This is a genomic window from Vibrio sp. A1-b2, assembly GCF_021726015.1.
GTDB classification, from domain to species: domain Bacteria; phylum Pseudomonadota; class Gammaproteobacteria; order Enterobacterales; family Vibrionaceae; genus Vibrio; species Vibrio diazotrophicus.
This window is the reverse complement of record NZ_JAKKCI010000002.1, coordinates 115,088-134,023: the sequence shown is the minus strand read 5'-3', so window position 1 is coordinate 134,023 and position 18,936 is coordinate 115,088. Positions and strand designations below refer to the sequence as shown.

The following is an 18,936-nucleotide window of genomic DNA, read 5'->3' as shown; positions in this document are numbered from 1 at the left end:
CAAAAGTGAATTGGCTTATATTTCATTAGATTTGCGTCCTTTTTATCTGATGTTAATTAGCATCAATAGATTGGCAAGTTGTTAGTGTTATTGGAATACTTAATATGAACGAGAGAGGAAGACAAGGAGCTGGTTTGACTCAGGCCGGTCTGACGCTTCTGCCCGAAGCACAACGTATGGTGGATAACTTTAATGTCTTTCAGGCTTTTACTCATTTGGTGGCCGAGGGAACGACGGGAACCCTTAAAATAGGCTTTGGGATATCTTCCTATAGTCTTGCTCCACATTATATCGCTCAGTTTAAACAGGCGTTTCCGAATATTCATATTGTGCTCAATGGCATGCCATCATAGCTACAAACTGAATCCTTATTAAGCGACTTTTCATGCATGTTGTTGTTCATGAATCGCTAACTTAATAAAAGTACTGACAAACTTTGCCAACAAGGCGCAGACTGCTTTGGCTGGTTGAGTTAAGGTCCATTTTGCATCAATCCCTGATTGCGAACAGCGAAACATTGGTCACTTTTCCCCAATTTATACTCGTGCTAGCATCTGAGTTTAAATACGACTTAGGGTACAAACATGTCATCAGACCATTACGGAACCAGTGCCAATTACGCACGTAAAGAAGCAGGCTATAGAGAAAAAGCACTAAAACTCTATCCCTGGGTATGCGGGAGGTGTGCTAGAGAGTTTGTGTATTCAAATCTGCGTGAATTAACGGTTCACCACAAAGATCATGATCATACGAATAACCCCGAGGATGGCAGCAATTGGGAGCTATTGTGTCTCTACTGCCACGATCATGAGCATAGTAAATACCTAGAACATGAACTTTATGGTAGTGAGATAAAACCAGGTGAAGATGAACACAAAGGGGCGACATACAATCCATTTGCTGATTTAGCAAAGATGATGAAGAAGTGAATCTAAAGCACATGAGCGATTTGACTCTTGTGCGCTAAAGTATTGATCCTGTCCCAAATTTCGGACATATCGCTTTTGTCATTAATTGACCGATTTTGGGTAATTTTAAAAGAGACTAACATCATGTTGGCTATTCACTATTTCCTAAAGTGAATATTCAATCCTCAACGGATTCTCGCTGCATAATTTAGTAAAGCTAATTGCTTAGGCTAGTGTTTGGCGTATGTGTCGTATGACTGACGTGGAAAACTAATAACACTCCTGTAATAATTTGTTTTCGTATTTTCTCTGGGAAAGTTGGAATAGATGGTAAATCAAGAACTAATCAAAAAACTTCGTTCAGGAAAATTCTGGTCTCAGGAACATCTGGCACTCATTGCAGGTATCAGTCTTCGCACAGTTCAAAGAGCGGAAAATGAAGGTAAGTGTTCGTTGGAATCACAGAAAGCTATTGCAGCTGCTTTTGAACTAAATGTTGCTGATCTAAGTGTTGAATCAAATTCAACGGTTTTAGGTATAAATGATAGTAAAAGAGATGCGGCCATATCATGGTTAGAGATTGTTGATTCAGGTGAATATGCCTTGAGTTGGAGTAAAGCTGCGCCTGTGTTTCAAGAAAGGATTTCAAGTTCCAAATGGATAAGAATGCTTACTCAAATACGCACACCTTTAGGCAAAGTTATTTCTCGCTCAGTTAAAAGAGCTTCTGAACACAATTCTCTTCCTGGGGTTGCTGATGGTCAGTATCTTGTTATCAATTTCGCAGCAAGTTTTGGGCAAAAAAGCTCGGCTATAGAAACTGTGACGTTGCAGAAAATAGCCAGTGAATGGCGAGTTGCAGGGTATTTCATCAATTAAAAATTGATTTAAAAGGAGTTATTTAACTCTAAAAATACACCTCATCTTCAAACACTGTTACTCATTCTGAATCCATTATGGGAACAAAATCAGCTATGCCTCCTTTTCTTTCTTCATCAATGTATTTTCTCGGCTCTTCGATTTTGTCCCGGTTTCTTTTATGAATGGTAGGTTTTATTGTTCTTCGAGAAATATGAGGTTCTTGGGAGTTCGCAACGTTTTACTCTTCTCTCTAGTAGAGGGAATGATTTATCAGGCGATATGTTAGCCAGTTTTGGTTTTACGATGGTCTTGTTTATCTAGGAATTGGCTTATAGCCCTGACCACATTAATGCTATAAATCTTGGGACTTTCTCAGCTTCCATCTGTGCAACATTGCTCGTTCTAACTTTTACGGTATTTCTCTGTGAGAGAGAAAAGAAGAACAACATCAGATCTGAAATATAGAGGGGCGGCAGTCTGCGGTAATAAATTATCGCAGAAGCCGCTATTCCATCGCTAGAGGGGCAGATTTCACTATGACATTTTAGGTATATTCGCTTTCAGCTGCTTCAGAACATACTGAAGAATACCTCCTGAGTTGAAATACTCTAGCTCCTTGTAATTATCTATACGTGCAATAACTGGAATGGTGAGTTCGGAACCTTGAGCGGTTACCACGATAATATTCAAGTCTAATAAGGGCTTTATAGGTTCATTCGGGGCGATAAATACGGTCTCATTACCCTCTAGAGTCAGTGAATCCAATTCATCTGGTCGCGTCAGTTGAAGAGGCAGCACGCCCATACCGACTAAATTACTGCGATGAATCCGTTCAAACGATTCCGCGACTACCGCTTTTACATTCAATAACAAACATCCTTTTGCCGCCCAATCTCGACTAGAACCTGATCCATACTCTTTGCCAGCAAATATTACCAAAGGAACTTGAAGTTCAATTGATCTCCTGCTCGCGTCGAAAATAGGAATAACTGGGGACGCTTTCTCAGTGGTCGACATGTTACAGTCATTAAGTTTGGTATCGCCGTGACATCTCGTGAAACCGCCTATAGTCGGGGAGGCAATTTTGTTCTCCAAACGTGAATTTGAAAAAGTCCCTCGAACCATGATGTGATGATTGCCTCGGCGTGAACCATAGCTATTGAACTCCCCTGATGGGACGTTTTTTGAAAGCAAATATTGACCCGCCGGACTATTTTCTGAAATGAGACCCGCTGGTGAAATATGATCGGTTGTAATCGAATCCCCCAAAATTGCTAATACACGCGCTGATTCAATAGGAAAAGTTGGTGGTGGTACTTCCAAAAATGGTGGGCGTTGTATATAAGTGGAGTTTTCGTCCCACGGGTAGCAGGGACTATCTTTCATCGACAATTGTTCCCATTCTTCATTGCCTTCAGTAATATCGTTGTAGCTCAATCTAAAGTGGCTTTCATGTACTTGATTCAGCATTTCATTTAGCGTGGATTGGCTTGGCCAAAGATCTCTTAGAAATACAGGTTCATTGTTACCATTGATAGCAATTGGTTCGTTTTCTAAGTCAATACAGGTTGTACCCGCTAGCGCAAATGCGACGACTAATGGTGGTGAGGCAAGCCAGTTTAGGCTAACGGATGGGTGAATTCGGCCTTCAAAGTTCCGATTGCCTGATAATACTGCCGATACGTTCAGGTTGTTTTCTACGATCTCGGTTTCAAGATTATTCTTCAGTGGGCCAGAGTTACCAATGCATGTTGTGCAGCCGTATCCAACGCGATGAAATCCCAATAGGTCTAGGTAGTGTTGTAAACCAGTATCGTTGAGATATCGAGCGACAGCTAATGACCCGGGTGCGAGAGAAGTTTTGACATAACTAGGAACTGTCAACCCTTTTTCAACTGCTGCCATAGCAACCAGACCAGCAGTAAGCATAACAGCAGGGTTCGATGTGTTAGTGCATGATGTGATAGCAGCAATGACGACATCGCCATGGTTTAAGTGCTTATATGAGTCTAAGCGGTCTAACTTTGAGGCACCTTCAATAGAACAATGATCAAGAGTCACTTGCTTAATTGCACTGATGTTAAGTCTATCTTGCGGTCGTTTGGGACCTGCTATTGAAGTGACAATATCAGATAAATTCACCACAACAGTTTCATCATATTCCGGTGAAGGGCTGTTTGTATCCAACCATAGTGCTTGCTCTTGAGCATAAGCACGAACTCTATCAACTAATGAAGAGGGGCGGTTTGTAAGTGTTAAATAGGTAATCGTGTTTTCGTCAATCGGGAAAAATCCACATGTGGCGCCATACTCTGGGGCCATATTGGCTAGAGTAGCACGGTCGGGCACAGATAAATGCGCTACGCCACAACCAAAGTACTCTACGAACTTACCGACCACTCCGTGGAACCGCAACTTTTCTGTAATTGTTAAAACCAGATCAGTAGCTGTAACGCCGGGACGCAATTGCCCATCAAGACGCACGCCGACAACACGTGGGACGGCAATATTGAGCGGTTGACCCAGCATTACAGCTTCGGCTTCTATACCTCCCACTCCCCAACCCAACACACCCAACCCGTTAACCATAGTAGTGTGGCTGTCAGTTCCTATAACAGTATCTGGTGTTAACACTCCATTTTCGTTTACACGAACCACTTGAGATAGATACTCCAGATTCACTTGATGGCATATGCCCTTACCTGGCGGTATAACGGTCAAGTTACGGAAGTTTTTTTGTGCCCACTTAAGGAATGTATAGCGCTCTCTATTTCGAGCCATTTCATGTTTACGATTCGTATGTATTGAGGATTCTGAACCTGACTGGTCAACAATTAACGAGTGGTCTATGACTAGATCTACCGGGCACTTAGGTGTTACATGGCACGGGTCTCCGCCCCCTTGAGCTACAGCATCTCTTATCGCGGCAAGATCGACCAAAGCAGGTATGCCGGTATAGTCTTGCATTAGCACTCTGCTGGGATAGAAATTAAATTCTGATGAGTTACTGCTGCTCTCGGAATCGAACGTCGATTTTTTAAGAAATAAAGCTTCGATAATTCGAGATGATTCTTTTAAGTCAGAGGATTGACGCATTACATTTTCAATAAGCAGGCGCTTAGTAAAGGGAATGTTGGACAGGCTTACTTGATAATCTTGGGCAAGTTTTCTTAACGACCAGTATCTATATTCAATACCTTTTACATCCAGTGATCTTAGATATGTTTGGCACCGTGATTTTTCGTTGGTAGGTATCATGATTTGTTTCCTTTCAATAATGGTTGACCTTTGTAAAAGGAACCTCCTTGTCGTAGAGATGTTTTTTGGGCATTTTTATTTTTTCCCATATCCAAATAACTTTAATCATTTCAAAATCTATAAAGTGAAAGGATCAGAGTTGAAAATCCAAAAGAAGGAATAAGTTGGAATGGACTGTTGCCACCAAACAATAACTAGACTCAAAAAATGAAGGAAAGCTTGTGATTACTGTGCCTTCAACCGTATCTAGATGAGAGCCACTTTTGTTGCTTGCGGACCTTTCTCACCAAATTCAACTTCAAAACTGACTTTTTGTCCGTCCAATAGGGTCTTAAATCCATCAGATGAAGTCGAACGAAAATATTCTTGCCATCACTATCCTTGGTGATAAAACCAGATCCTTTATTTTCGTTAAACCATTTTACTGATTCATTGCCTCTATCAGACATATATACCACGATTATTTTATAGCCTAAGGATCTGATAACTTGAGTTATTTCATAGTCACTCAAGAGGGCTGTCGCAGAAGTTAAACGAAAAATTTCGAGAATTACTGTGAAAGGAAACTTGTTTTATAATGAAAAAAATAACTCAAACTGGCAGAACTACTTTAAGTATAAGACTTAATTTTTAAATAGTTGCTTTAGTCCTCAGCCATATATTCTTTTAGTTATACGGTGATGATATTTATGAAAAAATATCAGCAATATTTTTAACGTTTTGGTTAATTGCGATGATTCCATAGATATTAGCGCTTAGATTGAATATCTACTGACTTGATAGACACTTTCTGGATAAGCCGTCTAGTTTTGAAGGTTAGGTCTTTGCCAAACTTCCAATAATTTGAAATTTACTAATCTAGCAAGAGCTGTAACTGATTATGTTCAGCTTCGATTTGGACACACCCGGCTGAAATATTTTTGCCCCTTTAGGTGCCTTGAAGTATTTATGAATATAACGTGAAGACATAGAAGATAAGAGAGCACTATAATCTAGACTGAATGTGACTGTTTCCCCTACAAATAATGGTTTCTGTGAAGATTCAAGGACAAGATGATCGCTGGTTGAGGACATGATCTTAATCCCATTCGGAGCCTTAAGACCGCTGACACAAACATCTTGGCGGCCTAATGCAAGAATAGCTTGTGAGACCACCCCTCTATCTTGAAGCCTTTGATTTTCACCAAAAGCATTTAACCCCCGATTTCCCCAAGGCAAAGTCGGTTTAATATTGGATTCAATCACTTCTGCGGTCAAAGAAACCGCGTCTGTATGTAAACCTTTGATATTTTCCTGCTCTAAAGGTTCACAGCCTAAAAAAATGGCTTCTCCTATACGAAGGTTATTTACTCGAGTTAGGCCAGTTCTCTGAAGAGCCCAGTTAACAGAAGCAGAATTTCCCCCTGAAATAATCTCTAGGCTGATTCCAAATGTAACTTCAATCCCATCGGCAAGATCAGAAAGAATCATCATATTTTGATCATCTGGAGCGACACCATACCGACAGGCCAAATTTGCACCAATTCCTTTTATTGTGATGTTCGGTAAAGAAATAATCTCACGGACAAAATCAATCATGCGATTCGGCATCACACCTTCTCTAAGATCGCCTAGCTCAACCATAATAATAATATCGTGACGACAATTTTGTTGTTCCGCTAAATATGAAAGCCTCTGAATAACTTCTACTTCAGAATTTAAACTCACGTCACTATACTTAATTACGCTAGCCGCTTGGCTTAGCATGGGTGTGCGTATCAGCATTTTAGGGATAGAAATGCCAGATTCTGTCATCTTTTGAAGATTTTCAATTCTTGAATCCGCTAACATTGTTGCGCCAGCATCAATAAGAACTTGTGCGATGATAGGGTGGCCGAGGAAGGCTTTTGTTACAGGCGTAATTGAGATGTTTTTCAGTGAGAGCTGAGTAATAAGGAACTGAGCGTTGTGGTGAATTTTCCCACAGTCGATGTCTAACCTAGGGTAGTTCACTCTTTTCCGGCCAGTTTACTTGCGATTATAGGGAAGGCTGACACTACGATGTTCAGTAGATGTTCAACAGGTTGTGATAATGCATCAGTAACAGGTATACCAAATTCGGTGTTATACCTATCTATCGCACGGTATGTTTCATCCAAAGACATACCTTCATGATTGAGCGTTAGTCCAATTACATTGGTATTAGAAAATGTTTCGATAAGATTGATTTCCGAGGCAATAGAGGGCATTGGGCAATCAGGAAAATCAATACGATATAAACGCTTAGGGGCGTGTTGTAATATCACACCTGTAGGACAACTGCCACGTAAGATAAAAGCGCTGGTTGAAAACGCAGGGTGACTTAAGGCTCCTTGCCCTTCAATAATAATCAAGTCAGGGGCCTCTTTCTCATAGGCCTGTACAATGACAGATTCCAACTCACCTGCACAAAATTGTGAAGGAACAGCATCAAGTGCAACGCAGTATTGTGCGCCTTGCATAATGCCCGTTTGACCGGTGGCAATAAGAACAACGTTAAGGCCTTTTTTTGTTAGTTCACTTGCCAATATCGTTGCTGTTGTTCGTTTTCCTAGCGCACAATCCGTTCCCATTACAGCAATTCTCGGACATTTAACGCTGTGTATTGTCCCGCTAAACGTTTTCATGTCACTTTTATTTTTGGGTTTGCGAGTATCTAATATTCGAACGTTATTCTTTAAGCTAGCTTCTAAAAATAGAGGATCATCGGTAAGAAATTCATGTAAACCATTAACAATGTTCATTCCTAGTGACATGGCATTTAAAATGATGCTTTTATCTATGTCAGATAAAAAGCCACTTGATGGCGCAATACCAAAAATGAAGTAGTCGGGAATGCTTTCTGCGTGATTGATAGCCTCTTCTGTATTAGCAAGGATAGGTATTCCATTGGCTTTGTTATCTAGTACTTCTCCAGTATCTAAGCTGGCAGATTCACTATCAATAACCGATAGAATACGATAGTTTAATGAATGCCTAACTAGACCATTAGCTGTTTTACCATCAATTTTACCGAAATTGCCTTCACAATATATAATCGCAGACGGGATGATAGGTTTTACTTTCTGAGCTAGAGGTAACCAAGGTGCTATACGGTGGGTGTCATTGTTAGTTTCTACATTTTCACTTCTAGTGAGTTTGAATATGTTTATTAACTTTGGGGTTGAGATGGGCATAACTAAAGCCTGTTGTGAGGCTTAGGAGGGCAACTAAGGAGTGCCGAGATGCGAGTTCGGAAAAGAAAAGAAGTCCCTACTAAGCGGTAGGGATAAAAACTAAGGTAACACACTTACTATACTTTTGTTGGTTATTATTAACACGCTTTCTGCATCCGTCACTTTCAAACCTTACTAGAGCTAATTGGGCAAATTTGGGCTCATTAATTCAGCAAGCTTTCTTTCGTGTTCCATGCTGTCTTCGTATCAATCATTGACCTAATAAATATTTGAATCTTTTAATCAGAAACGTCACTGCAATATCATTCAATACTGTCATTTTATACCTGTTATTTTTACCTATATGGCTCTAGATAGAGAAAGGAATGGAATGGACAGTATATTTGTCGCGATGGTTAGTTTCGCATTTGTTGGTGCAGTGACTCCTGGCCCTGTGAACCTGATTGCAGCTTCGACGGTCGCTCAACGCGGTAAGAATGTCGCAGTAACGTATGTGTTTGGAGCTTCGATAGCTTATACAATTGTTGTGTTTATCACTGGTATTACTCTAAATACCTTTGTTGAGTGGTTGCCCAAGGTCGAGCTTTGGATGCAGTTTATAGCGAGTGCATTCCTATGCTATCTTGCCTACAAGTTATATTCGGCTCCTTTGGAAAGTTTGAGTGTCGAAGATGGGCATCATTTAGGTTGGGCAAATGGGGCTTTGGTTCAGTTGTTAAACCCCAAAGCTTGGTTAGTGGCTATGTCAGGTGTTAGCCTTTTTGTTGTTGGACAGAACGAACAACAGTCATGGTTATGGATGTACACATTAGTTTCACTAATTGCTTGCTTGGTCGGTGTAGGCATATGGGCAGTAGTTGGTTCAATGCTCACCAATTACCTAAATGGCAAAAGAAGACAGCAGATATTTAATCGAGTAATGGCGATGATACTACTTGTGTCTGTAATCATGATTTGGAACTGAGAAAACATCTGGTATGAAAAGAGATAACAGTACTCGTTTTAAGCAAAACTCTGTTCTTCCGTGGGTAGAATTGCGAGTTGCGAATAAGAGCAACGCTTGCTACGGAGCTCACTCGCATGACGAGTTTTCCTTTGGTGTTATTCGCCAAGGTTGTGCTGTTTATAAAAATCGAAACAAATCTCATGTTATAGGGGTTGGAGACTTAGTAACAATTAACCCTTCTGATATTCATTCCTGTAATCCAGAGCAAGATGTATGGTCCTATAGCATGTTGTTTGTTAATGCTTTTAAAATGGGGCAGATGCAGCAAGATGTCTTACGTGAGAAAAGTCAGTGTATTAGCTTAGACTACCAGCCTTTCAACGCTGATTATGAACGCAATGAATCCCTGAAACATCAATATCTAACACTATTTTCTGCATTAGAAGATGAGTCTTCTAGCTTGAACATAGAGTCTTGTTTTTATGATTTTGTTGAGTCCAGTCTCTACAAATCGAGGTCAATCAAAGAAGAAAAACTCCTCGCTCCTCCTATCAAGCGTATCAAGGAAAAGTTACTTGATGGAATAGCAGAGCATCATGAACTTGAGAGCTTAGCGAAGGAAGCCGGGATGAGTCGATACCAGTTACTTAGAGCATTTAAGATCCAGTATGGGCTACCTCCTTACGCCTATTTGATGGATGAGAAGATAAAACGTTCTAAGGTGATGTTGAGAACGGGAAGCTCTCTAACAGAGGTGGCTCATAGTTTAGGCTTTTCAGATCAAGCTCACTTCCAACGCCAGTTTAAAAAGCGTTTGGCGGTTACTCCCAAATATTACCAGTCACATTTTATTGGTATGTGAATGTTTAACTGTTGGGAGTTGGAAGATAAATAGGAGAGAGTCAGACACATAGGAAGACGGAATTGCAAAAAAATGGGACGAGAATGCTCTCTCATGTAAACCTATATGCAATATGGTCTTCCAGTTTTTCCGTACCAGAACTTTAAAGTTTGATACTCCAAAATGCCATCGAATACGATTCTCTTAATGACTGGAGGATAATGGCTTTCTATACAGCGTCTAAGACATATAGTGCTTAACTGACTTCATCATTTTTTGGAATGATGGGCACTCTAAGTGAGATGGTTGAGGGCACGTCGCTACATGATTTAGACTATCTCGTACCGCTTTTAGCCGTTTAATTTGCGCATCAATCTCTATCGTTTTTTGAGTAAGCAAAACTCGATCAATAGCCAATTCATCGTTTTCATTAAACATCGTTGAAATTTCACTTAGTGATAATCCAGCCAAACGCCCTAAGGAGATAATATTCAGTTTATTCAACACATTTGGCGCGTATTGTCGTCGTAGTCCTTTTCTACCAATAGAATGAATAAGTCCGAGTTTTTCATAATATCTCAGTGTTGAAGGTTTTAACCCAGACTCACTAGACACGGTCGCAATATCCATAAAATCCACCATTGACTTAAAGTCAACTTCAAGTTGTATCATGCGAGCCAATCTACCAAGTTCTTGATGAAATACAATGAGGAATATCGAATGGATACAATGGACTGGCTACAAACAATTTTGATTGGTATTGGTGCCACTCTAATTATGGATGCATGGGCATGTTTTCAAAAACGAGTACTACGAATTCAGTCTCTCGATTATGCACTTGTAGCACGGTGGGTAAGTTTAATACCAAGAGGTCAGTTGATTCACCATACAATAATGGACACAACACCTATACAAGGAGAAAAAATTTTGGGTTGGAGCCTACATTATTTGATAGGTATCGTTTTCGCCTTAGTTCATGTATTACTATTGGGCGAAGTATGGCTAGTTGATCCGCATATGCTTCCAGCTCTAATAACTGGTATCGTTACCCTGATTTTTCCTTTCATCATCATCCAACCTTGCCTGGGCTTTGGGGTTGCAGCGAGCAAAACTCCCTCTCCATGGAAAGCTAGGGGACTCAGTTTATTGGCTCACAGCTTCTATGGAATTGGCCTATTCTGGTCGGCTTTGGTATTGAACTATCGTTTCTTGTGAAATTTAGTAGCCCCGATAACGAACTCTTTCCACTAAATGAGTGTTTTGATATAGGTGTAGTGTTCCTCCTGCAATAACTATTAGCTCGAGTATCAATACGTTGATATCCATTTTTTCGTAGTATTGATAACTGCATTAGTTGTCAGCAACAGAAAAAGGCCATGGAATCAGTTTACAGACAGTAGCTGCAGCTAAACCTCTTATTGCAAGTGGTGAGTTGGTAGGGCTGCTAACAGAGTGGGAGCCGAAACCTCTGGGCGTATATGTGGTGTATGCAAATCGAAAATATGTGACACCGCTTTTGTCCAAGATTGTTTTGGCTTAATAGCAAAAAGGCGAACCACTCGGTTCGCCTTTACTCTCTGTAACTTAGTTAGTCACAAAATTTATTAATAGTCATCAACAGATTCAATCGCTACTCGTAGCTTTCAATGCTAGGGCAAGAACAGATTAGGTTGCGGTCACCATAGACGTTGTCTACTCGGTTAACTGTTGGCCAGTATTTTGACTCTTTCGTTTGCTTACTTGGGAAGCAAGCAATTTCACGTGAATATGGGTGATCCCACTCTGTGCTTGATAGATCAACTTGAGTATGAGGAGCGTTAACCAATGGGTTGTTTTCCAGTGGCCAAACACCGTTATGAACTTGGTTGATTTCTTCACGAATTGCGATCATTGCATCACAGAAACGGTCTAGCTCAGCTAAATCTTCAGACTCCGTTGGCTCTACCATTAATGTACCAGCAACAGGGAAGGACATAGTTGGTGCATGGAATCCGTAGTCCATTAAACGCTTAGCTATGTCTTCTTCGCTGATACCTGTTTCTTCTTTTAATGGGCGAATGTCGATAATACATTCATGGGCTACACGGCCATTTTTACCACGGTACAATACTGGGTAGTGTGGGCGTAGGCGTTCCATCACATAGTTAGCGTTCAGAATGGCCACTTTGGTTGCATCAGTTAGGCCTTCTGTTCCCATCATTGCAATATATGCCCATGAAATAGGAAGAATAGAAGCACTGCCGATATCGGCTGCTGAAACCGCATAGTCGGTGCCTTCAACGCCATCTTCGATATGACCCGGAAGGAATGGTGCTAAGTGAGACTTAACGCCAATTGGTCCCATACCCGGACCGCCACCACCGTGTGGAATACAGAACGTTTTGTGTAGGTTCAGATGCGAAACATCTGAGCCGATGAAGCCCGGAGAAGTTAGGCCAACCTGAGCGTTCATGTTTGCACCGTCTAGGTAAACCTGACCGCCTGCTGCATGTACCATGTCACAAACTTCACGTACTTGCTCTTCGTAAACACCGTGTGTAGAAGGGTAAGTGATCATAATGCTTGATAGATTGTCTTTGTGTTTTTCAATCTTATCTGCAAGGTCGCCCAAATCGATGTTTCCGTTCTCATCACATTTAACTACAACCACTTTCAATGAAACCATTGATGCTGTAGCTGGGTTAGTACCATGTGCAGAGCTTGGGATTAAACATACGTTGCGATGACCTTCACCACGGCTTTGGTGGTAACGTTGAATCGCAAGTAGGCCAGCATATTCGCCTGAAGCACCTGAGTTTGGTTGAAGAGAAAATGCATCGTAGCCTGTAATCTCACATAGCTTCTCTTTCAGATCATTCGCTAGAGCGGTATAACCAGCAGCTTGTGCTTTTGGCGCAAACGGGTGTAGTGCTCCGAACTCAGGCCATGTCACTGGGATCATCTCTGCAGCCGCGTTCAGTTTCATCGTACAACTGCCCAGTGGAATCATACCGTGAGTCAGAGAGAAGTCTTTGTTTTCAAGTTTCTTCAGGTAACGCATCATCTGCGTTTCACTACGGTGCGTGTTAAACACTGGGTGAGTCAGATACTTAGAAGCACGACGGCAGTTCTCAGGAATAGCCGCGAATTCATTACTTGCGATTGTGTTTGAAAGTTCAGAGATATCTTCTTTAACGTCGAAGATAGCAAACAAAGTTTCGATATCTGCAAGTGTTGTCGTTTCATCGAAGCTAATACCAAGCTGATTTGAAAGTTTGCGTAAGTTGATATCCGCTTGTTGTGCTTTTAGATAAACAGCATCAGTGTTGCTACCAGTATTGATAGTAATCGTGTCGAAGAAGCTGTTGTGTGCAAGCTCGTAGCCTGATTTAGTTAAACCAGCGGCAAGGATTGCTGTTAAATGATGAGTACGACGAGCAATCTTCAATAAACCTTCTGCGCCATGGTATACCGCGTAGAAAGAGGCCATGTTTGCAAGCAGAGCTTGAGCTGTACAGATGTTCGAGGTCGCTTTCTCACGACGAATATGTTGTTCGCGAGTCTGCATTGCCATACGAAGTGCTTGGTTGCCTTTGCTGTCAATGGATACGCCGATAACACGGCCTGGCATAGTACGTTTGTAAGCTTCGCGAGTTGCCATAAACGCAGCATGCGGACCGCCGTAACCCATAGGTACGCCAAAGCGTTGAGCAGAACCGATTACTACGTCTGCGCCCATTTCACCTGCTGGTTTTAGTAGAGTGCTCGCCAAAAGATCTGTGGCTACTGTTACTAACGTTTTGTTTGCGTGTGCTTTTTCGATGATATCGGTTAAATCGCGAACTTCACCTGTAGTGCTAGGGTATTGAACAAGTGCACCGAAAACATCTTGCTCTGCAAGGAAATCGATTGCGCCGATAATAACTTCAAAACCAAAGAACTCTGCACGAGTCTTCACCACTTCGATAGTTTGTGGATGAACATCATCCGCTACAAAGAAGTTGTTGCTCTTGCTCTTACCTGCGCGTTGACACAGAGTCATTGCTTCAGCTGCCGCTGTAGCTTCATCAAGTAGTGATGCGTTGGCAATGTCCATACCCGTTAGGTCCATTACCATTTGCTGGTAATTCAACAAAGACTCTAAACGACCTTGAGAGATCTCTGGTTGGTATGGTGTATATGCGGTATACCAGCCTGGGTTTTCAAGCACGTTACGTAAGATTACGTTTGGCGTGAAAGTGTTGTAGTAACCCTGGCCAATGAATGTTCTTTTGACTTGGTTTTGCTCTGCGAAAACACGCATAGCAGCAAGCATGTCTGCTTCGCTTTTTGCTGGAGCAAGATTAAGCGGAGATTCTAGGCGAATGTTTGATGGAACCGTATCTGCGATAAGTGCGGTTAAGCTCTCAGCCTTGATGGTCGCAAGCATCTTTGCTTGATCGTTATGATTAGGTCCATTGTGTCGAGCAACAAATTCATTTTGCGTGCTTAGGCTATGAAGTAGTTCAGTCATTTTCCCTTTACCTTCTAAACCACGAGACAACTCGCTTGCGTGGCTTTGAAAAAAGCTGCCCAAATGGACAGCTTTCCTGTTGTATAAATTAGTCTTCTTCGATTGAGCTCAGATACTCTTCGGCATCTTTAAGATCGTCAAGCTCTGCAGGATCGGACATTTTTACTTTCACAATCCAGCCGCCTTCATAAGGTTCTTCGTTGATAAGCTCAGGGCTATCTTGTAGCTCTTCATTTACTTCAACTACCACACCAGATACTGGTGCATAGATATCAGAAGCTGCTTTTACAGATTCAACAAGTGAAAAGCTGTCTCCAGCATCAATCTCTGTATCTGTTTCTGGTAGTTCAACGAAAACCACATCACCCAGCATTTCTTGAGCGTGCTCAGAAATACCGATAGTTACAGTGCCATCACCGTTGTCACGAACCCATTCATGGCTTTCTGTAAACTTCAGTGTATTGTCCATTGCTAATTCTCCAAAAAAGTATCCAAACTGTACTACCGATTGAATGGAGCCTTGAGTATTAACGTTCCATTCAATCTTCAAGCATTATCAAATGTTTTGTTGTCGACAGACTTTTTAGATAGACCTTATCAACAACGATTTCAAATTCTAAACAGCTTAAACCTATCTATTCGTGATGATGTGTGAATTCCACATCAAAAGTAATGATAGGCATCTCTGATGCAAAAAGAGATGATTTATTTTGTCTATGCTTCGCTTCAAAAATTCTGAATGGTTGTGCTCTTGGTATTGTGATTATTGCTTGAGCTTCGCAATGTGAACTCGGTCGATTCTGATAAGCATTTTGTTAAGTAAAAATGTTAAATTTAACCGGTTCAGCGATACCACCATTATTGGCTTAGCTAACAAGCCAGTAACATACTCTTTGGTGTGACAACAATCAATGAAAAATTTCCTATAGGAAACATGCATGACGTTTTTGTTAGCCAAAGCACGCTTTATTTCAATATGTGCTCTTTAATGAATCAATAGCTTTGTGCCACAATGATTTTCAAATACAGGAATGCTATTCATTAGAGGGAAAGCATGTCAGAAGACATTTATGATGAGTACCCATCAATGATACTTGCCAAAGAAGCAAGTGAACAAAATATAGAACCTTTAAAACTTGGGCAGAGAATAAAAGATATCCGAACAAAGTTAGGGATCACGTTAGAAGAAGCAAGTAATCGAACGGGTTTGGCTCGCTCGACATTAAGCAAGATAGAGAATGAACAGATTTCGCCAACTTTCCAAGCTATGCAAAAGTTGGCTCATGGTTTGCAAATCGATATGCCTCAACTATTTGAACCGCCTAAGAAAATACTGGCGACAGGGCGTAGAGATATAACAAAAAGCAGTGCTGGGAAACCGCATCCGACACAGACCTATGAACATGAACTTTTAGCCACTCAGTTATCAAATAAGAAAATGATGCCATTTAAAAGTCGAGTTCGAGCTCGTGCTTTTGAAGAGTACAGTGACTGGGTTCGCCATGACGGAGAGGAGTTTCTTCTTATTCTCGAAGGTGTGGTTATGTTCTATAGCGAGTTTTATGAACCTGTCCGCCTAGAAGAGGGTGACAGCGTCTACTATGACGCCACAATGGGGCATATGCTGGTTTCATTAAGTGAAGATGATGCTCATATTCTCTGGGTAACCGCAAAATAGACTCAAAAATACAAAGTTTCCTATAGTGAAGGCAAACGTTTGCATTTTGTTTTGATTTGAAGAAAAATACGCCGCATTGATGTTTATAGAATCAATGCGGCGTTTTTGTTGCTTACTCAGAATGTGATTGAGTTGTTAACTTAGATCTTAGTCACTGTTTGAAACTTGTTAATCAGAGAAAACAGGCGCATTCTTGTTTACTATTGGAAACATGGTTTCCGCTTTATGGAACTTTTGCTTTTTGAGATGGCTGACTCTACGTATAAGAGCTTGGCAAAATGGAGAATAAAATGACTCAAGAACATGCGACTCAGGAACTTCTAGTTACTCCTTTACATGCTTTGCACATTGAAGTTGGTGCAAAGATGGTTCCTTTCGCAGGCTATGATATGCCTGTTCAGTATTCACTAGGCGTAAAAAAAGAGCACTTGCATACTCGCGAGGCTGCGGGACTGTTTGATGTTTCGCATATGGGTCAGCTTCGTCTGCATGGTGTAGGTGCTGCTCAAGCACTAGAAACTCTAGTTCCTGTGGATATCGTGGACTTGCCTCAAGGCAAGCAGCGTTACGCATTTTTCACTAATGAAGAAGGTGGTATTTTAGACGACCTTATGGTCGCTAATTTAGGTGATCATCTGTTCGTGGTCGTTAATGCGGCTTGTAAAGAACAGGATATCGATCATCTGCAAGCTCATTTACCTTCTGAGGTTGAACTTGAAATTATTGAAGACAGAGCACTGTTAGCACTTCAAGGCCCAAAAGCCGTCGAAGTTCTAGCTCGTCTGCAACCTGCTGTAGCCGATATGCTCTTTATGGATATTCAGCAAGTTAGCATTGATGGCATTGAATGCATTGTTAGCCGCAGTGGTTACACCGGCGAAGATGGCTATGAGATTTCAGTTCCAGCTGACCAAGCTCAAAAACTGGCTCGTAAGCTGATTTCATTTGAAGAAGTTGAATGGATTGGTCTGGGTGCTCGTGACTCTCTACGCCTAGAGTGTGGTTTATGTCTATACGGACATGATTTAGATACAACAACTACGCCAGTAGAAGCAAGCTTGCTATGGGCGATTCAGCCAGTACGCCGCACAGGCGGTGCACGAGAGGGCGGTTTCCCTGGTGCTGATATTATCCTCAATCAGATCGCGACTAAAGATGTGGCACGCAAACGCGTTGGTTTAGTTGGTCAGACTAAAGCACCAGTACGTGAAGGTACCGAGTTGTTTGATGCAGATGGTCAACATATTGGTGTCGTTACTAGTGGCACGGCAGGCCCAACAGCGGAGAAACCAGTGTCTATGGCTTATGTCCGCACTGATTTCGCCACAGTCGGTACAGAAGTATTTGCAGAAGTTCGTGGCAAGATGCTCCCGATGTTGGTAGAAAAAATGCCGTTTGTACCGCAAAGATACTACCGCGGTTAAGTGAATCTAAATAAATAGGTTAGTCCTAAGAGTCGTAAGTCTAGTCTTACGGCTCTTTTTTATTTACATTAGCCGTCTAAAATAATTAATACCAGATGTAAGTTACGGATGAATATTATGAAGAACAAGGCTGTTTTGTTGTCCACCCTGATAGGGATGAGTTGCCATCTAGCTGCTTCTGAAGATTATCAGGCTTATATTGTGAACGGCACCGACGCCAGCATCACAACTTTTCCTTCCTATGTGGCTCTGTTTGTTGATTTGATCGATTACAACAACACCTATTATGAGGGGAATTATTGTGGTGGAACAATTTTGAATTCCACTCATATACTCACTGCTGCTCATTGTGTTTATAGCGCGGACCCAGACAACAACCTTTATTCGCTGTTTACTACTGTTGTTCCGGACTTACAGTATGAGAGTTATTTTCCGTACAACATCACTGAAAAGAAACGCGTAGCTAAAATCTATTATCGGGATGATTACAACAATTCTACGCTGAATAATGATATCGCGATTCTGCAGTTAGAATCTCCATTAACAACGATCAACACTAGTCATTACGCTAACAGACCTTCCACTGGTACGACTTACCGTAGTAGCTCTGAGACTTTCTATGCAGTAGGGCATGGCAATACTAAAACAGGAGTGGATGAGAAAGATTATTTGCAGAAAGCCTCTCTAAAATATGTGGATAATAGTTCATGTAATTACAGCAACATGACAGACACCAAATTATGTATGGAAGGGGTAGTAAGTCCGTCAAATGGTTTAGAAGCCAGTACTTGCCAAGGTGATTCCGGAGGACCTCTATATTGGTATTCTGGTAGTAATTATATTCAAGTCGGATTAACCAGTTTTGGTCCTTCGACGTTTTGTGGTGATGCTAGCTTTAATTCTACTTCAGTCTTTACCGAAGTTTATGACTATCAAGCTTGGATTGACACCGTGCTAGCGGGTACCGAAACAGCAAAATATATCGCGACCGATGCAAAAAGACAGGCATATGTAGACAGTATCGGAAAAGAACCTTCTAGCTCAGGAGATTCTGGCGGAGGGGCATTGGGTTTTATGTCGCTATTATTTATGAGTCTTTTTGCGCTAGTAAGGCGCAGTATTCAATAAAATATCTAAATTTCCTTTCAACCATTTCTTAAAGTCGTTGTCATAGAGATACACGTGCTCGACGACATTTTTTTCACATCGCTCCCGGCATAATTCACCTGCTTTCTAGTTAGTGAGATCTAGTTCTATAGTTTATGTTTTCCAGCTTGTTTACATAATCATTACATGCACAATGGTCATCATATATTGATAGTAATATTTTTATA

The 18,936-nt window shown here is 41.3% G+C and carries 15 protein-coding genes and 1 pseudogene; 9 read left to right on the top strand and 7 right to left on the bottom strand.

All coding sequences use genetic code 11. From position 1 onward, the window contains the following. Window positions 1-104 precede the first annotated feature (104 nt). The 3 genes from L3V23_RS05455 to L3V23_RS05445 all read left to right on the top strand — a co-directional run bounded on the left by L3V23_RS05455 (window position 105) and on the right by L3V23_RS05445 (window position 1,787). Window positions 105-353 carry a LysR family transcriptional regulator gene (locus L3V23_RS05455; RefSeq protein WP_180980348.1) on the top strand — a complete coding sequence of 83 codons (249 nt, stop codon included), beginning with the start codon at window positions 105-107 and terminating at the stop codon, window positions 351-353. A gap of 231 nt (window positions 354-584) precedes the next feature. After that, the gene (locus L3V23_RS05450; RefSeq protein WP_102953523.1) at window positions 585-929 is read left to right on the top strand and encodes a YajD family HNH nuclease; all 345 of its coding nucleotides are present in this window, start codon (window positions 585-587) and stop codon (window positions 927-929) included. Window positions 930-1,235: 306 nt separating this feature from the next. Continuing rightward, window positions 1,236-1,787, top strand: a complete 552-nt coding sequence (locus L3V23_RS05445; protein ID WP_237292000.1) for a DUF4019 domain-containing protein — start codon at window positions 1,236-1,238, stop codon at window positions 1,785-1,787. 516 nt (window positions 1,788-2,303) lie between these two features. Here L3V23_RS05445 and acnA read toward each other — a convergent pair. The 4 genes and pseudogenes from acnA to L3V23_RS05425 all read right to left on the bottom strand — a co-directional run bounded on the left by acnA (window position 2,304) and on the right by L3V23_RS05425 (window position 8,221). Then, window positions 2,304-5,027 carry an aconitate hydratase AcnA gene (acnA, locus tag L3V23_RS05440; RefSeq protein WP_237291999.1) on the bottom strand — a complete coding sequence of 908 codons (2,724 nt, stop codon included), beginning with the start codon at window positions 5,025-5,027 and terminating at the stop codon, window positions 2,304-2,306. 246 nt (window positions 5,028-5,273) lie between these two features. After that, a pseudogene (locus tag L3V23_RS05435) lies at window positions 5,274-5,476 on the bottom strand (cold shock domain-containing protein). Window positions 5,477-5,885: 409 nt separating this feature from the next. Then, on the bottom strand, window positions 5,886-7,019 hold the full coding sequence (locus tag L3V23_RS05430) for an alanine/ornithine racemase family PLP-dependent enzyme (protein WP_237291998.1): 1,134 nt from the start codon (window positions 7,017-7,019) through the stop codon (window positions 5,886-5,888). Further along, entirely contained in the window at window positions 7,016-8,221 is a 1,206-nt protein-coding gene (locus tag L3V23_RS05425; protein ID WP_102966896.1) for a DUF1611 domain-containing protein, read from the bottom strand. Before L3V23_RS05425 ends, L3V23_RS05430 begins: the two co-directional genes overlap by 4 nt. Window positions 8,222-8,591: 370 nt before the next feature. Here L3V23_RS05425 and L3V23_RS05420 point away from each other — a divergent pair, with 370 nt between their 5' ends. Both L3V23_RS05420 and L3V23_RS05415 read left to right on the top strand, forming a co-directional pair. After that, window positions 8,592-9,185, top strand: a complete 594-nt coding sequence (locus tag L3V23_RS05420; RefSeq protein WP_237291997.1) for a LysE family translocator — start codon at window positions 8,592-8,594, stop codon at window positions 9,183-9,185. Window positions 9,186-9,198: 13 nt separating this feature from the next. Beyond that, window positions 9,199-10,029 carry an AraC family transcriptional regulator gene (locus L3V23_RS05415; protein WP_237291996.1) on the top strand — a complete coding sequence of 277 codons (831 nt, stop codon included), beginning with the start codon at window positions 9,199-9,201 and terminating at the stop codon, window positions 10,027-10,029. A 219-nt stretch (window positions 10,030-10,248) separates the two neighbouring features. On the opposite strand, the gene L3V23_RS05410 is transcribed toward L3V23_RS05415, so the two are convergent. After that, a complete protein-coding gene (locus tag L3V23_RS05410; protein ID WP_042487382.1) occupies window positions 10,249-10,638 on the bottom strand; it encodes a helix-turn-helix domain-containing protein in 390 nt (129 codons plus the stop codon). Between the two features lie 90 nt (window positions 10,639-10,728). Here L3V23_RS05410 and L3V23_RS05405 point away from each other — a divergent pair, with 90 nt between their 5' ends. Beyond that, the gene (locus tag L3V23_RS05405) at window positions 10,729-11,223 is read left to right on the top strand and encodes a DUF2938 domain-containing protein (protein WP_102966893.1); all 495 of its coding nucleotides are present in this window, start codon (window positions 10,729-10,731) and stop codon (window positions 11,221-11,223) included. Between the two features lie 415 nt (window positions 11,224-11,638). Here the strand turns inward: L3V23_RS05405 and gcvP are convergent, their stop codons facing one another. After that, window positions 11,639-14,500: an aminomethyl-transferring glycine dehydrogenase gene (gene gcvP / locus L3V23_RS05400; RefSeq protein ID WP_102966910.1), complete on the bottom strand. Its 2,862-nt coding sequence runs from the start codon at window positions 14,498-14,500 to the stop codon at window positions 11,639-11,641. A gap of 88 nt (window positions 14,501-14,588) precedes the next feature. Further along, complete coding sequence (gene gcvH, locus L3V23_RS05395) at window positions 14,589-14,969, bottom strand: glycine cleavage system protein GcvH (RefSeq protein WP_042487376.1); 381 nt, start codon at window positions 14,967-14,969, stop codon at window positions 14,589-14,591. A gap of 585 nt (window positions 14,970-15,554) precedes the next feature. Between gcvH and L3V23_RS05390 the strand changes: the two genes are divergently transcribed. The 3 genes from L3V23_RS05390 (at window position 15,555) to L3V23_RS05380 (ending at window position 18,730) form a co-directional block, all read left to right on the top strand. Next, the gene (locus L3V23_RS05390; RefSeq protein WP_042487373.1) at window positions 15,555-16,178 is read left to right on the top strand and encodes an XRE family transcriptional regulator; all 624 of its coding nucleotides are present in this window, start codon (window positions 15,555-15,557) and stop codon (window positions 16,176-16,178) included. 290 nt (window positions 16,179-16,468) lie between these two features. Continuing rightward, entirely contained in the window at window positions 16,469-17,602 is a 1,134-nt protein-coding gene (gene gcvT, locus L3V23_RS05385; RefSeq protein ID WP_180980347.1) for a glycine cleavage system aminomethyltransferase GcvT, read from the top strand. 117 nt (window positions 17,603-17,719) lie between these two features. Continuing rightward, on the top strand, window positions 17,720-18,730 hold the full coding sequence (locus L3V23_RS05380; protein ID WP_102966891.1) for a serine protease: 1,011 nt from the start codon (window positions 17,720-17,722) through the stop codon (window positions 18,728-18,730). The last annotated feature ends 206 nt before the right edge of the window (window positions 18,731-18,936 follow it).

Coding starts and splice junctions, on each gene's coding strand:
- L3V23_RS05455 (WP_180980348.1), top strand. CDS start 105: ATGAACGAGAGAGGAAGACAAGGAGCTGGTTTGACTCAGGCCGGTCTG.
- L3V23_RS05450 (WP_102953523.1), top strand. CDS start 585: ATGTCATCAGACCATTACGGAACCAGTGCCAATTACGCACGTAAAGAA.
- L3V23_RS05445 (WP_237292000.1), top strand. CDS start 1,236: ATGGTAAATCAAGAACTAATCAAAAAACTTCGTTCAGGAAAATTCTGG.
- acnA (WP_237291999.1), bottom strand. CDS start 5,027: ATGATACCTACCAACGAAAAATCACGGTGCCAAACATATCTAAGATCA.
- L3V23_RS05425 (WP_102966896.1), bottom strand. CDS start 8,221: ATGCCCATCTCAACCCCAAAGTTAATAAACATATTCAAACTCACTAGA.
- L3V23_RS05420 (WP_237291997.1), top strand. CDS start 8,592: ATGGACAGTATATTTGTCGCGATGGTTAGTTTCGCATTTGTTGGTGCA.
- L3V23_RS05415 (WP_237291996.1), top strand. CDS start 9,199: ATGAAAAGAGATAACAGTACTCGTTTTAAGCAAAACTCTGTTCTTCCG.
- L3V23_RS05410 (WP_042487382.1), bottom strand. CDS start 10,638: ATGGATATTGCGACCGTGTCTAGTGAGTCTGGGTTAAAACCTTCAACA.
- L3V23_RS05405 (WP_102966893.1), top strand. CDS start 10,729: ATGGATACAATGGACTGGCTACAAACAATTTTGATTGGTATTGGTGCC.
- gcvP (WP_102966910.1), bottom strand. CDS start 14,500: ATGACTGAACTACTTCATAGCCTAAGCACGCAAAATGAATTTGTTGCT.
- gcvH (WP_042487376.1), bottom strand. CDS start 14,969: ATGGACAATACACTGAAGTTTACAGAAAGCCATGAATGGGTTCGTGAC.
- L3V23_RS05390 (WP_042487373.1), top strand. CDS start 15,555: ATGTCAGAAGACATTTATGATGAGTACCCATCAATGATACTTGCCAAA.
- gcvT (WP_180980347.1), top strand. CDS start 16,469: ATGACTCAAGAACATGCGACTCAGGAACTTCTAGTTACTCCTTTACAT.
- L3V23_RS05380 (WP_102966891.1), top strand. CDS start 17,720: ATGAAGAACAAGGCTGTTTTGTTGTCCACCCTGATAGGGATGAGTTGC.